General features: G+C 62.7%; 13 protein-coding genes. 10 read left to right on the forward strand and 3 right to left on the reverse strand.

What is annotated here, in order from left to right; translation table 11 throughout:
• The first annotated feature begins 212 nt into the window (after positions 1-212).
• The 4 genes from LCU97_RS04310 to pgm all read left to right on the forward strand — a co-directional run bounded on the left by LCU97_RS04310 (position 213) and on the right by pgm (position 6,598).
• Complete coding sequence (locus LCU97_RS04310) at positions 213-1,238, forward strand: zinc-dependent alcohol dehydrogenase family protein (protein WP_053150550.1); 1,026 nt, start codon at positions 213-215, stop codon at positions 1,236-1,238.
• A gap of 662 nt (positions 1,239-1,900) precedes the next feature.
• Positions 1,901-3,379, forward strand: a complete 1,479-nt coding sequence (locus LCU97_RS04315) for a hypothetical protein (protein WP_232775657.1) — start codon at positions 1,901-1,903, stop codon at positions 3,377-3,379.
• 90 nt (positions 3,380-3,469) lie between these two features.
• Positions 3,470-4,867, forward strand: coding sequence for an aminotransferase-like domain-containing protein (locus LCU97_RS04320; RefSeq protein WP_053150554.1), 1,398 nt, complete (start codon positions 3,470-3,472; stop codon positions 4,865-4,867).
• Between the two features lie 90 nt (positions 4,868-4,957).
• Positions 4,958-6,598 carry a phosphoglucomutase (alpha-D-glucose-1,6-bisphosphate-dependent) gene (pgm, locus tag LCU97_RS04325; RefSeq protein ID WP_232775658.1) on the forward strand — a complete coding sequence of 547 codons (1,641 nt, stop codon included), beginning with the start codon at positions 4,958-4,960 and terminating at the stop codon, positions 6,596-6,598.
• Positions 6,599-6,650: 52 nt separating this feature from the next.
• Here the strand turns inward: pgm and LCU97_RS04330 are convergent, their stop codons facing one another.
• Positions 6,651-7,262 carry a prepilin-type N-terminal cleavage/methylation domain-containing protein gene (locus LCU97_RS04330; protein ID WP_232775659.1) on the reverse strand — a complete coding sequence of 204 codons (612 nt, stop codon included), beginning with the start codon at positions 7,260-7,262 and terminating at the stop codon, positions 6,651-6,653.
• Positions 7,259-7,711: a type II secretion system minor pseudopilin GspH gene (gene gspH, locus LCU97_RS04335; RefSeq protein ID WP_232775660.1), complete on the reverse strand. Its 453-nt coding sequence runs from the start codon at positions 7,709-7,711 to the stop codon at positions 7,259-7,261. The genes LCU97_RS04330 and gspH overlap by 4 nt, the downstream gene beginning before the upstream one ends.
• Before the next feature lie 120 nt (positions 7,712-7,831).
• Between gspH and LCU97_RS04340 the strand changes: the two genes are divergently transcribed.
• A complete protein-coding gene (locus LCU97_RS04340; RefSeq protein ID WP_232775661.1) occupies positions 7,832-8,263 on the forward strand; it encodes a general secretion pathway protein GspC in 432 nt (143 codons plus the stop codon).
• 31 nt (positions 8,264-8,294) lie between these two features.
• Here the strand turns inward: LCU97_RS04340 and gspI are convergent, their stop codons facing one another.
• On the reverse strand, positions 8,295-8,669 hold the full coding sequence (gspI, locus tag LCU97_RS04345) for a type II secretion system minor pseudopilin GspI (protein ID WP_053150569.1): 375 nt from the start codon (positions 8,667-8,669) through the stop codon (positions 8,295-8,297).
• 150 nt (positions 8,670-8,819) lie between these two features.
• On the opposite strand from gspI, the gene gspG reads away from it, so the two are divergent.
• Genes gspG through gspD form a run of 5 tightly spaced genes read left to right on the forward strand, consistent with a single transcriptional unit; the run spans position 8,820 to position 14,328 of the window.
• A complete protein-coding gene (gspG, locus tag LCU97_RS04350) occupies positions 8,820-9,269 on the forward strand; it encodes a type II secretion system major pseudopilin GspG (RefSeq protein ID WP_053150573.1) in 450 nt (149 codons plus the stop codon).
• An 8-nt stretch (positions 9,270-9,277) separates the two neighbouring features.
• Positions 9,278-10,264 carry a type II secretion system minor pseudopilin GspK gene (gene gspK, locus LCU97_RS04355; RefSeq protein WP_232775662.1) on the forward strand — a complete coding sequence of 329 codons (987 nt, stop codon included), beginning with the start codon at positions 9,278-9,280 and terminating at the stop codon, positions 10,262-10,264.
• Positions 10,261-11,439, forward strand: coding sequence for a type II secretion system protein GspL (gspL, locus tag LCU97_RS04360; RefSeq protein ID WP_232775663.1), 1,179 nt, complete (start codon positions 10,261-10,263; stop codon positions 11,437-11,439). Before gspK ends, gspL begins: the two co-directional genes overlap by 4 nt.
• Positions 11,432-11,971, forward strand: a complete 540-nt coding sequence (gene gspM, locus LCU97_RS04365; protein WP_232775664.1) for a type II secretion system protein GspM — start codon at positions 11,432-11,434, stop codon at positions 11,969-11,971. The genes gspL and gspM overlap by 8 nt, the downstream gene beginning before the upstream one ends.
• Positions 11,968-14,328 carry a type II secretion system secretin GspD gene (gspD, locus tag LCU97_RS04370; RefSeq protein ID WP_232775665.1) on the forward strand — a complete coding sequence of 787 codons (2,361 nt, stop codon included), beginning with the start codon at positions 11,968-11,970 and terminating at the stop codon, positions 14,326-14,328. Before gspM ends, gspD begins: the two co-directional genes overlap by 4 nt.
• Positions 14,329-14,406 lie beyond the last annotated feature (78 nt).

Here is a 14,406-nt window from a genome sequence, read left to right on the forward strand (position 1 = left end):
TAAGAACAATGGCCGGCATGAATCTTACGGGGAAAGGCTGGTACTCTGCACCGGCTAATTGAATTTTCCTAGGCTGATGCCTACAGGACTGGTTCGTTTTTTGGCTGCGGAATCAATGACAGGCATGTCGACTATTAATAGCCACTGATGGTCATGGGTAAAAAGCCCGGATAGAGTTCATGGCATTAGAGGTTACTTTGACGAGGTTTGCGATGTCCCGCACGATCCGTTTTCACAAGTTTGGTGGTGCCGAAGTGCTCAAATGCGAAGAGCAGACGACGGCTCTTCCTGCGCCAGGAGAAGTGCAGGTCCGCGTAGAAGCGATCGGGATCAGTTGGTACGACACCCTTTGGCGCCAGAACCTGGCGTCGTCACAGGCACGGCTGCCCTCCGGCCTGGGTCATGAAATGGCTGGCGTGGTGACCGCCGTGGGTGACGGTGTCGATGATCTGGCGGTAGGCGACAAAGTTGCCAGCTTCCCCGCCGAAAGTCCGAACGATTATCCCGTTTACGGTGAGGTCATCGTGTTGCCGCGCACCGCGTTGACCCGGTACCCCGACGTCCTGAGCCCGATCGAAGCCGCCGTGCACTACACGCCGCTGCTGATCGCGTATTTCGCCTATGTCGATCTGGCACGGGTCAAGCCCGGGCAGTTCGCCCTGGTGACCGACGCCAGCCATTGCGCCGGTCCATCCTTTGTCCAATTGGGCAAGGCGCTGGGCGTGCGGGTGATCGCTGCCACCAAGACAGTCGAAGAGCGTGATTATCTGTTGTCTCTGGGGGCCGAGAAAGTCATCGTCACGGAAGAGCAGGACTTGCTGATGCAAATCAACAAGCTCACCGACAATCGAGGCGTCGACGTGGTGTTCGATGGGCTCGGCGGGCCACAGATGTCTTTGCTCGGTGATGTGCTGGCGCCGCGGGGCAGCCTGGTGTTGTACGGCCTGCAAGGCGGCAACCAGACGCCATTTCCGGCCTGCGCGGCATTCCAGAAGAACATCCAGTTCTTTGTACACTGCATTGGTAATTTCACCGGCAAGCCGGAACTGGGCATTATCCAGGACCATGTAGCGTTGCAACGGGCGCTGCGCGATATCAACCAATTGACGGCCGATCGCGTACTGTTGCCTCTCAAGACCCGAGTTTTCCCGTTCGGGGAATTTGTCGAGGCTCACCGCTACATGGATGAATGTCCTTGCCGTGAGCGCGTTGCCCTTCAGGTTGTCGATCCCGCCTGATTCCCGTCTCGCGCAAGAGCCAACGCTCCGGGCTCTTGCGCTCCCTGCGACCTGACCGGTCATCCCTGTCCATTATCCGAACGCTGACGGGTGTGAGCGGTTGCGGATGATGGTGCTGCCTTCTCGCTCGAACCGACTCCGTTTGCCGTTGCGCAACTGAGCTGGTTTTTGCCATTAATCTGTATCTTCTAATCATTATTGAAGTCCTGATAATTGAACGCTGGTTTTCAGCTCAAGGAAGAAGTCGTGGTGCAATACACGCTTTGGGAAGGTCTTCATCCTTCAATATCTGTTCAAGAGGTTTCGGTTGTTTCTTGTTCCGGGTTCTTTTATCGAATATCAGAAAAACAATGTGGGGCAGGTGTCCAACCAAAGTTCGGCATGTTCTTTGTTTTCTGTACTCGTTGTCTGTGGGACGTTGTCGGAAATGTCCTAGGACGTGCCGGCGGACCGGTTAGAGTCAATGACTGTGCGGGTTTCAGCGAGCCGCTGAAAGGAAATGGGCTAATGCTGGATGTATGTATCAAATAATTACAACAAGCAAAGATCAAGCGTATTACCAATACTCTTTGCAGTAGCGGTACCGTTTCTTTCGCCCATCACGTCACGCAGTCACCTTTGGTGGGTGCGAGGCCGATATTTGAATTTCCAGGTAAACGGTTATGAGTGCAATTCATGAGCAGGCAATGATTCATGTGTATCAACAGATTCTGCAGCGACTGTTAAGTTTCTATTCCCGTGCGGAGCGTACGGCGCTGCAGCTTTTGATTCAACGTCTGATAGTCGCCGCCGGAGGTATCGAACGGATCGGCGATTATCGGGTGCTGACCGTCCAGAACGGGAGCCGGGACAATTTCTATGTCCTGACGGCCCTGAGGGCGGCGCAATTGAGTATTGCCGGCAGGTATCCGGTCACCTTCAACCTGCGTGTTGCCACGCCGCGGTTGAGCGAGACCCGCCAGTCGACCCTGGAAAACATCCATCGCTGCTACAGCGCGTTGTTCGTCTACGATGATCCCCGTGTCGAACTGCTGATGGCCGATAACCGTGAAGTGCTGCCCTTCAACCACCGTCAGCCGTTGTCTGTGGACGGGCACGAGTCCAATCGCATGGACATGCTGGTTCTGGGGCACCTCCGTTCTTCCGACAGTCCCCTGGAGGTCGGTGACGACGGCTATCTGGCAATGGCGGAGTTCTATCGCCACATGGCGCGCTGGGAAGCAGGGGTCGATTCGCTGGTGAGCAGCGATACGCTGCGCCAGCAAAAGCAGTTCATGGCGGGTTTTCGACGGGCGACCCGCAAGATCGGTCTGGTCACCGAGCAAACCTGCACCTTCGACAGCCTCTTCATGCAGCTCGATAACCTTGGCGGCGACCTCTTTCAGCATTTCTACGGGGCGCATCGGGTTCAAGCCTGGAAACCCGAGGGCGGCTTTCAGGCCTGTCGGCGCGTCGGGCACATTGGGATCGATGACCTGATCGTGGGCCGCTCGGAAGAAACCAACTGGCCGCTGTTCAACGAATTCCTGCGGGTACGGACCGACGATTTCATCGCATCGGCGCCGGAAAACGACTACCTCAGTCCGCTGCTGTCGGCTCATTTGCATGGCCTGCAGGCCTATCACCTGCATGGGCGCAGCTACGAGGCGGGCTATGGCGACTACGCGCAGCGAGCCATCATGATCCTGCATCGCAAGCAACTGCCTGAACATGTCTGTGCGCAGGCCCGGGAATTGTTCGGGCCGCCTTCGGCCATTGCCGAACGTCGTGCACAGGCAGCCCACGAAGCGCTCAAGACGCTGGGGCTCAACGAAGTGCAGCTGGTGTGCATGCTGTTCGCGCCCTTTGTCGAAAAAGGTGCAGGGCTGGAACATTTCCTGCGCTGCTGTCATCCCGGCATGTTGGTGGCGATGCCGGACCTGCACAAAGCCATGCAAGGCGGCGCTATCGCCGATCAGGTGGCTCAGTGGATGGTGGACGTCAGCGGTCTGTCCATCGACATGCTCGGCAGGCTCTACGACGCGAGCATCGCGCTGCCGGAGCGGGAAGCCGCGCCGGGATTCGACCCGCAGCAGGACGTTGCCCAGTCCGACACCGGGACGGGAGCCGACGACCTGTGCGAACGTTCGGTCGGGCATTGAGGGGCGACGCTTGGCGGGTTCTCTCAGCTCACATCCGATCGTTTCAGTTTCGGTACCACGGGTAGCGGTTGCACTGGCGGGCCTGAAGCCATGAAGGGCGGACGAGAAACGGATTTCGCCTATCAGGCGGTTTATCGGTACCTGACAACGTTGATCAACGAGCTGGGCGCAGATGCCCGGGTGCGTCTGCCATCGTTGCGGCAATTGGCCGATCGCCTGAATGTGTCGATTTCCACTATCCAATACGCTTATTCGCTGCTGGAAAAGGAAGGACGGGTCTATCCCATCGCCAAGTCCGGTTATTACGCGCTGCCTGTGCCCAGCATCGCCCCCCTGGACGGAGGGGACGACCTGCTCGAGACGCTTTATGTCAATGCCCGGCGGCCGGGGATGCGGGTGCTCAGTGCGGACGAGCCGGCTTCGCTGGCGCCGCTGGACAGCCCGCTGCTGTTACTCGAACGTGAACTGTTGCGCCAGTATCCACGCACTGCCCAGATGCCTTCGCAACCCTGGGGCGAGCTGGAGCTGCGCACCGTCCTGGCGGCCCGTTACACATCCTCGCCGGCCCGTTGCTGGAATGCCGACGACGTATACATCGGCGCCGACCTGAGGGGCGTGCTGGAAATCCTCATCGCGGTCCTGGAGCTCAAGGGCGCCACGGTCCTGATCGAATCACCCTGCGACTGGACGCTCCTTCGCCTGATGCAGGCGGCTGAAGTCCAGGTTGTCGAATTGCCGTTGCTGGCGGACGGTGAAATCAATCTCGAACAGCTGGAGCAGTTGCTGGCGAAAGAATCGGTGCGCCTGGTGGTGCTCTCCTCGGTGTTGAACATGCCCAGGGGCACTTTGGTTCCCGAAGACAATCGTCGCGCCGTCGCATATTTGCTGGAGAAGCATGGAGCCTGGGTGCTGGAGAACGATAGCTACACGGACCTGGCGTTCGAAACGAGGGCTACGCCTTTTCGCGACCTGCTCGACCCGGACCGCCTGATCGTTTATTCCACCTTCGAAAAGACTGTAGGACCAGAGGCGCCGTACGGATATGTGCTGTCGCGGCAGTTGACTCTGCAATTGCAGCGGCACTTCCTGCTGCGGGCATTTCGCTTGTCACCGATTCGTCAGAAAGCCATTGCCCGGTTGTACAGCAATGGCCGGATCGATCAACACTTGTTGGTATTGCGACGTCTGTTGCGCGAAAGCGCCGCTGTCACGACACAAATGCTGCGCGGGCGGCTGGAGGACAGCGTGCAGTGGGTGGAGCCCCAGGGAGGAGCGACGATCTGGATGTACTCGCGGCGACGGGTGGATCCACGGCGGGTCTTCCAGCGTTTGCTTGCCCAACGGATCGCCATTGCCCCAGGGGAACTGTTCAGTCTCCAGGGCCTGTATGGTCAGCACCTGCGACTGACTCATGCCTTGAGCGGTTCGGATGACATGGACGTCGCGCTTTGGGCGTTGGCCGAGGCCCTGCGGCTGGAGCAAGCGTAATGCAGGCGATGGATCGAACCCATCGCGCCACGGTCGAACTGTCAGTAAACTGCATTCCATTTCCCAAGCCACTCCATTCAGAGGTTTTGCATGACAGTCAGTCCATTTGCGGGCAAGCCGGCGCCGGCAGAGTTGTTGATCGATATCCCGCGACTGGTGACGGCCTACTACACCGGCCGGCCCGATGCCTCGATTGCCACCCAGCGCGTGGCGTTCGGCACCTCCGGTCACCGTGGCAGTTCATTCGACCTGGGATTCAACGAGTGGCATGTGCTGGCGATCAGCCAGGCGATCTGCCTGTACCGGCAGGCTCACGGCATCGACGGGCCCCTGTTCGTCGGTATCGATACCCATGCACTGTCGACCCCGGCGGGCGCGAGCGCCCTGGAAGTGCTGGCCGCCAACGGCGTGACCGTCATGATCGCCGAAGGCGACGAGTACACCCCGACGCCTGCGGTTTCCCATGCCATTCTTTGCTACAACCGGGGTCGTACCACGGGCCTGGCGGACGGCATCGTCATCACGCCGTCCCATAACCCGCCACAAAGCGGTGGCTACAAGTACAACCCCCCCAACGGCGGTCCGGCCGATACCCATATCACTAAGTGGATCGAAGCCAAGGCCAACGAACTGCTGGCCAACCAGCTGGCCGGCGTCAAACGCATCAGCTATGAGCAGGCGTTGAAAGCCGAAACGACTCACCGCCATGACTACCTCAACACCTATGTAGCCGATCTGGTCAACGTGATCGATTTCGACTCCATCCGCGCTGCCGGGTTGCGCCTGGGTGTCGATCCACTGGGCGGCGCCGGGGTGCGCTACTGGCCGGCGATTGCCGAGCATTACCGTCTGGACCTGACTGTGGTGAACATTCAGGTGGATCCGACCTTCCGCTTCATGACCGTCGACTGGGACGGACAGATCCGCATGGACCCGTCGTCCAGCCATGCCATGCAGGGGCTGATTGGTCTGAAGGAGCGTTTCGACGTGGCCTTCGCCTGCGATCCGGATCACGACCGACATGGCATCGTGACGCCGTCCGGCGGTCTGCTGGCTCCGAACAACTACCTGGCCGTCGCCATCGACTACCTCTTCCAGAACCGTCCGCAATGGCGTGCCGATGCGGCCGTGGGCAAGACGGTGGTCAGCAGCGGCCTGATCGACCGCGTCGCCCGGCGTCTGGGACGCCGTCTCTATGAAGTGCCGGTGGGCTTCAAGTGGTTTGCCGATGGCCTGTTCGACGGCTCCCTGGGTTTTGGTGGCGAAGAAAGCGCCGGTGCGTCGTTCCTGCGCAAGGATGGCGGTGTCTGGAGCACTGACAAGGATGGTCTGATCCCGGCGCTGTTGGCGGCGGAAATGACCGCCCGTACCGGTCGTGATCCAAGCCAGGCCTACCGTGCCCTGACTGATGAGCTGGGCGAACCGTTCTCGGTGCGTGTCGATGCCAAGGCCAGTGCGCAGCAGAAAGCGCTGTTGAGCAAGCTGTCGCCCGATCAGGTCGCGTCCACTCAACTGGCCGGAGAGACGATCCAGAGCATCCTCAGCCATGCACCGGGCAACGACCAGGCCATCGGTGGCCTGAAGGTCATGACCGAAAACGGCTGGTTCGCGGCACGTCCGTCCGGTACCGAGGACATCTACAAGATCTACGCTGAAAGCTTCATCGGCGATCAACACCTCAAGCAACTGGTGAGTGAGGCGCAGGCGCTCGTGGATGGCGCTATCAGCTGATCTGTGGGAGCGGGGGCTCGCGTAGCGAACGGTCAACGATGGCAACGCCGGCTTACTCCAGCGGCCCCAGCACCTGCCGGTATTTCTCGGTACCCTGGGGCGTCTGGCGGGTCAGGCTGATTTCGATGCCCGCGGGGTTTTCCCGGCGGCTGCCGCTGAGCTTGCGCCAGCCTTCCTCCAGATCCCAGTAGCGTAACCCGGCTTCGTTGACGCCGCTCAGGACGGCCACGCCCGGTCCGGGAGCGGGCAGTGGGTACTGGCTGCGCGCAGGGCCTTGGGCGCGGTAAAGCGTATCGCCCTTGAGCCACCAGCGCACCCGCTGCAGCTGGCCCTCCCGGACGGCGGCCACGCGGATGACATCCAGGCGAAACCCCCGACCCTCGGCGCTGCGCACGGTGAGGGCGGGCGGGGCGCTGGAGGGCTCGTCGTCGACGCCGGGTTTCATCGGTTCGCTCAATTCGGTGCTGGCGCGCAGGGCCACGTCGCGCTCCAGTTGGTTCAGTACCCGCAGCAGCTCTTCGGTCTGTTCGGTGCTGGTCTGCAGATGGCTGTCGGCCCGGGTCATGCTGTCCAGCCCGCGCCAGGCGATCAGGCTGACCACCGCCATCAGCAGGATCGCCACCATCACTTCAAGCAGGGTAAAGCCCCTCTGGCGGCTGCTCATTGGATGTCTATCCGTCCGGCGGCATTGCGTTGTACGGTGAGGCTGCCGAGACCGTCCGACAGGCGAATCCGTATGGGCTCGGCAATCCATTCGGCACTCAGCACAACCCGTGGCCCAGGAATTATTTCAATGTCCATGGAGGAACTCTGCCACCGACGCGGGCGCAGTTGCGGATCGTCCTTGAAGTGATCCAGGCCGGTGCCCTGGTCGGCACGTCGACTGAAGCCAAATCCCTTGGCATCTGCCCGCCAGGTGATTGGTCGCCCGTCGATACGGGCTTCGGTCTGGGCCAGCTGCAGCAGTTGTGCCAGTCGTCCGGCATCCTGGCGCAGCAACTTCATGGGATCCGGCCTGATGCTCAGGCTCACGGCGGCGCTGGCAATCCCGACGATCACCAGTACCACCATCAATTCGATCAGGGTGAATCCTCGTTGCCTGCCTCGACTCATGGCGCGCTCCTTTGCATCGACCGCCATCGTGCATGGCGAACATGATAAGCGTGTGAAATAAAACGGAGAGAATCGGCGCGTACGCTGAGCATCGGAATCAACACCAAGGAGAGCCAGGCCATGACCTTTATCGAGCGCGTGTCCCTCGCGCAGATTGTGCAAGCGCTGGGCTTGTTGGCGGCGCTGGCCGGCGTGGCGACCTGGTCTTCGCTATTGTCGACACCCGCTCAATCCCGCACACCGGATGCGACTGCGCAACGTCTGGTCGAGCGCCCCGACAATCCAGCGTTGCGATGGTTTTCCAGCCAACCGGCGTCGGTGGACATCAAGGTCAGTGGCGTCATGGCCGGCGCTCGTGCAGCCGTGGCGATCCTGAGCCTCAATGACGGGCCGCCCCGTGAATTCCTGGTGGGCGAACGGGTGGCGCCCGGCATCCGTTTGGTGTCGATCGAGGCGCAGGCGGTGGTGATCGAACGTGGCAATCAGCAGACCCGGCTGTCCATGGTCCGGTTGCCGGATTCGGTCAGCCTGCCTTCCCTGACGCGCCCTTGACCGGGCTGCTTTGCGCTCATGTGTCCCGCGCTCATTTTTCCCGACCGACCAGGGTCTCCAGCCGGGCCAGCGGTGGCGCTTCGCGGCTACGGTCGGACACGGTCAGTTCGACCCGCAGCATCCGGCCGTTCTGCGCCGGGCGCAGGGTCTGCTCGCAGCGCAGCAGCAGTCGTCCCTGGTCGCAGTCCAACACCCGGGTGCCCGGGGTGAAGCGTGCTTCCAGGCGCAGCTGTGCCAGCTGACTGCGGGCCGCCAGCAGGGCGATGGACTTGTCACGCAGCAGGCCATTGCTCTGCGTCATCACCGCGGCCACGCGTACCGCGGCCGACATGGCCACCGCGATGATCGCCAGGGCCACCAACACTTCGATCAGGGTGAAACCGGTTTGCGGGGCAGGGCGGGACATTGCACAGGCTCGGTCGATGAAGGCAAGCCTCCAAGGCTAGCCGGCGTCCATGACCGATTGACGACGCAAGCTCCTGAGCAATTTCAATATCACTGACATATTTTCTTGCAACACTGCGCCTCGAATCGAATCCAGCGAAGGACCGTCGAGATGCAGATCGCCCGTTACAACGCCCGCGTTCAAGGCCCTGGAAGGCAGCGTGGTTTCACCTTGATCGAGATCATGGTGGTCGTGGTCATCCTGGGCATCCTGGCGGCCATGGTCGTGCCGAAGGTGCTCGACCGGCCCGACCAGGCACGGGCGACGGCGGCGAAGCAGGACATTGGCGGCCTGATGCAGGCCTTGAAGCTCTATCGTCTGGACCACGGCAGCTACCCGAGCATGAACCAGGGCCTCAAGGTGCTGGTGGAGCGGCCCGCCGATGCCAAGAACAGCACATGGCGCTCTTACCTGGAGCGCCTGCCCAATGATCCCTGGGGGCGCCCGTACAACTACCTGAATCCAGGTGCCAATGGCGAAGTCGATGTGTTTTCCCTGGGCGCCGACGGCCAGCCCGACGGCGACGGTGTCAATGCCGACATCGGTTCCTGGCAGTTATAAAGGCCGTGATGCGCACGGATTCGCCCAACGGCGCGAAGCAGCGTGGCATGGCGGTCATCAGCGCCCTGCTGATCGCCGCGGTGGTGGCGGTCATCGCCGGTGGCATGCTGACCCGCCAGACCGTGTTCACCCGCAGCCTGGAGGCCGAGCAGCTGCGTATCCAGGGCACCGCACGCTTGCAAGGCGGGCTGCAATGGAGCCGCCAGTTGTTATGGGAGGCCCGGCAGCGCGACCCCCTGACGCGCTTTGGCCAGCCGTGGGCCAAACCCATCGTGATACAGGGATCGCACCTGCTCGACACGCCGTTCGAAGGACGGCTGGAGGATGAGCAAGGCAAGTTCAACCTGCGCAATCTCGTCGCCAATGAAACGCTGGATCAGGAGCAGGGGCGAGCCTTCGAGCGGTTGTGCGAGCAACTGGGTATCGCCGCAACGGTGCGGGCGCGCATCGTAGAACGGGTCATTGCGGCCTACCCACGCTTGCCTGATCCGGAGCGGACGAACGCGACGGTGGCCGGTCAGGCCTTCGAGAGCGGTCGTGATACTTCACCCGGTGCTTCCGCAAAACCGCTGGCGCCTACTCGACCGATGCTGCGTACCTTGCAGGATCTTCGCACGGTCAAAGGTGTCACCCCGGGCGTGCTGGAAACGCTGGCTCCCCATGTCACGATTCTGCCAGCCAACACCTGGCTCAACGGCAACACCGCCAGCGCCCAGGTGCTGGCGGCCTACGTACCGGGTCTGTCATTGCAACAGGCCCAGGCCCTGGTGGCCGAGCGTGACGGCGGCCACTGGTTCATCAATCGCGGCGATTTCGTCAATCGCCTGCGCATGCCGAAACTGGAAACCACCACCGTGAAGGTCGGCATCACCAGTGACTGGTTCCGTCTGCGGGGGCAAGCGCGCAGCGGCCATCGACGGGTGGAACTGGACGCCTTGTTGCAGCGCAGCCAGGACCGCTTGCCCCAGGTGATCTGGTCACGGGTGGGCGTATGAGGCGCTTGCGGATAGGGTTGGCGCCACTGGGCAGCCTGGACCTGGACAGTCCGCTGGCGTTTGCCTGGCTGGACCGGCAGGGGCAAGTGATCGAGCAAGGACACGGCAGCCTCCGTGCGTTGGGCCAGATCGCGAAGAACCTCCCGGTAGAGTGTTTCCTTCATCCACGGGACAGCGTACTGACCTGCCTGGCGTTGCCACGATTGCCGACGGCCAAAGTCACAGCGGCCGTGACGTGCGCGGCCCAGGCCCTGATGCTGGGGGCCAGCGAGCAGATGCAGGTCGCCCATGGCCCTCGGGACAACGATGGGCAGGTGCAGATTGCGTGGTTGGAACGCGAGTCGCTCAAGGTACTCGGCCAGCTGCTCAGCCAGGCCGGCCTGAGGTTGCGAGGCCTCTACCCGGCGCCGTACGCCTTGCCCGCGCTCGCCGGGCCGACGGCCTGCATCGATGACGGGCACCTGCTGGTGCGCCATGGGGCGCAGTCAGCCACCGTGCAGCCATTGCTGGAGGGAACGCTGGACGAATGGCTGATGGAGGTGGGGCCAGGACTGCATTGGGTCGGCGAGCCGCCTCGGCCGTCCATCACGGGCGTGCCGGCCGCCCAGCGCTGGGTCGGGTCTGCGCCAGGGTGGGGGTTGCATGCCGGACTGACCCAGGGGACGAGCGGGCGTGGCGGCTGGGGCCGGGCGGTGGCGATGTGCGCGATGGCCCTGGTCGTGTGGGTCGTCGGCCTGAACCTCTACGCCACTCGCCAGGCCGCCGAAGGCCAGCGTCTGAAAGCGCAGATGAGCCAGCGGGTGAAGCAGGCGTTTCCGGCGTTGCCGGTGATCCTCAACCCCTTGCAACAGGCACGACAACAAATCACTGCTCGCCGCGAGGGGGCCGCGACGGACCCGACGCAACGCTTCGCCAGTCTCGTGCAACAGGCCGGTAGTGCGATGCCGTTCATGGCGGGCAACCTGCAGACACTGGTGTTCGAGCACGATGAGCTGCGCCTGACGGTTGTGGGAGAGGTGCAGAAAGCTTCCGCCGAAGGCGACTGGAAAGCGCCCCTGGTCCAGGCCGGTATCGACGTCGCTGCCATCGACCAGGGCTGGGCCCTGCGCGTAGCCCCGACCGGGGCGGCCGCCCAGGACACTCCCGACGACGCTTCGGAAACCGACGATGAATAAGCAATCTCTGGTGCTATTGAGGGCCCGCTGCCAAAACGTCTGGCAGGGCCTGGCGGTGCGCGAACGACGGGCGGTGACGCTGGCGGCACTGGTGTTGGGCGGATGCCTGGTCTGGTTGACATTGATCCAGCCGCCACTCAAAACCATCGCTTATTGGCAAGTCGAAACGCCGAAGCTGCGCTCGCAGAGCGAAGCCCTCGAAGCGTTGCTTCGCGATGCCGGCGGCCCCTCCCAGGGCCAGTCCCTCGAAGTGGCCCTGCGCCAGACCCTGGAGGCCAGCGGACTGGGCGAGCATTATCAGTTGCAGCTAACCGAAACCCACCCCCAAACCTGGCAACTGACGTTCGACGACGCCCCCGCCGATGGGGTGATGGGCTGGCTCTTGAGCAACCCCGGAGCATTTTCCCTGAAAGTGATCGAGGCCCGTTTGCAACGCACGGCCCCAGCCAACTCCGATGACACCGACACCGCCGGCATTTTGTCCGGAACCGTTCGCATGGACCAGGCGCAAGGCGCTAAGGAAGCTTCATGAAGGAGGCCAGATATCCGCGTCATTGGCGCAAGGCCGCGCCGCTGCTACTGCTCGCCTTGAGCGCTTGCAACAGTACGCCGCCAGCCTCGCAACCACCGTTGCTGGTGGACAGTGAACTGGGCATGCCCCTGGGCAGCACTCAGCGCAGCGGCGACGCCTTGCTCGACCGCCAGCGGGCCCAGGCCCAGCGCGAGCAGAAAGCACCGGTCCGGCAGCCGGTCGACCTCACGTCCCGTGCGCGTGAGTCGCGCAATAGCACACCGGCGCGCAACCCGCTGGGGGAACAACCTGTGACGTTGAATTTTGTCGACGCCGATATCCAGGCCGTCGTGCGGGCCTTGTCCCGTTCCACCGGGCAGCAGTTCCTGGTGGACCCCAGGGTCAAGGGCAACCTGACCCTGGTGTCCGAAGGCCAGGTGCCGGCCCGCCAGGCTTATGACATGCTGTTGGCGGCGTTGCGCATGCAGGGTTTCAGCGTGGTGGATGTCGGTGGCATCGCCCAAGTGGTGCCCGAAGCCGACGCCAAGCTGCTGGGCGGACCGATCTACAGTGCCGACAAACCGGCCGGTAACGGCATGCTGACCCGCACCTTTCGTCTGCAGTACGAGAACGCGGTCAACCTGATCCCGGTGTTGCGGCCGATCGTTTCACCGAACAACCCGATCAATGCCTACCCCGGCAATAACACCATCGTTGTCACCGACTACGCCGAGAACCTGACGCGGGTGGCGCAGCTCATCGAGGGCATCGACACCCCGAGCGCCATCGACACCGACGTGGTGCCGATCCAGAACGGTATCGCCGTGGATATCGCGCAGATGGTTTCCGACCTGCTGGAAACCCAGGGCGGCGACCAGACCCAGAAGATCAACGTGATCGGCGATCCGCGCTCCAACGCCATCATCATCCGCGCCGGCAGCCCCGAGCGCACCGAGCTGGCGCGCAACCTGATCTACAAGCTCGACAATGCCCAGAACAACCCGAGCAACCTGCATGTGGTGTACCTGCGCAACGCCCAGGCCGGCAAGCTGGCCCAGGCTCTGCGCGGGCTGCTGACCGGGGAAAGCGAGGGCGAGGACAGCGACAACTCGCGCCAGGTGCTCAGCGGCATGGGGGCCAGCACCAACGGCCAGGGCGGGCAGGCCAGCAGCGATGGGGCCGGCAGCAGCACCAACGGCACTGCTTCAGCCACTGGCAGCAGCTACGGCCAGGGCAGCGGCGGGTATACCCCGGCATCGACGCAAAACGAGCAGAACCCGGCCTTCAGCGCCGGCGGCGTGACCATCCAGGCCGACGCCACTACCAATACCTTGCTGATCTCTGCGCCGGATCCGTTGTACCGCAACCTGCGGGAAGTCATCGACCTGCTGGACCAACGCCGGGCCCAGGTGGTGATCGAAAGCCTGATCGTCGAGGTCGGCGAGGACGATGCCAGCGAATTCGGCGTGCAATGGCAGAGCGGTAACCTGGGAGGCAGTGGTGTGATCGGTGGGGTCAACCTTGGCGGTACGGGTCTGAACCTCAACGGCAAGACCAGCATCGACGTGTTGCCCCAGGGGCTGAATCTCGGGGTCGTCAATGGCACCGTGGATATCCCCGGCATCGGCAAGATCCTCGACCTCAAGGTCCTGGCCCGCGCCTTGAAAAGCAAGGGCGGCACCAATGTGCTGTCGACGCCGAACCTGCTGACCCTGGACAACGAAGCAGCGAGCATTTTCGTTGGCCAGACGATTCCATTCGTCAGCGGCAGCTATGTCACCGGCGGCGGGGGCACCAGCAACAACCCGTTCCAGACCGTGACCCGCGAGGAAGTCGGCCTGAAGCTCAACGTCCGGCCGCAGATTTCCGAGGGCGGCACGGTCAAGCTCGATATCTACCAGGAAGTCAGTAGTGTCGATAACCGCGCTTCGAGCACCACCGGGATCGTAACCAACAAGCGCGCCATCGACACCAGCATCCTTCTCGACGACGGGCAAATCATGGTCCTCGGGGGGCTGTTGCAGGACGGCTACAGTCAGAGCAACGACGCGGTGCCGTGGCTGTCGACGATTCCCGGCATCGGCGCGTTATTTCGCAATGAGCGGCGGCAGATCACCAAGACCAACCTGATGGTGTTCCTGCGTCCCTACATCATCCGCGACACCGCAGCCGGGCGCGGCATCACCCTCAACCGCTACGACTTCATGCGACGCGCCCAGGGCCTGCTGCAACCGGACCGCAGCTGGGCCATGCCGGACATGCAGGCGCCGCAATTGCCGGCCTCGGCCAGGGCGATTCCCGGTGCAACGCCGGTCGGGCTGCAAACCCCGAGGGCGGCGATCAAGGCGGTGCCGGCCGAACCAGGTACGCATCGATGAACACCCATCCTGTGAGAGCGGGCCTGCTCGCGATGAGGGCCACCCGGTCAGCCTCCAGGCAAGCTGATAGAGCGCCAT

Origin of the sequence: Pseudomonas uvaldensis (genome assembly GCF_021271205.1) — a bacterium.
GTDB lineage: Bacteria > Pseudomonadota > Gammaproteobacteria > Pseudomonadales > Pseudomonadaceae > Aquipseudomonas > Aquipseudomonas uvaldensis.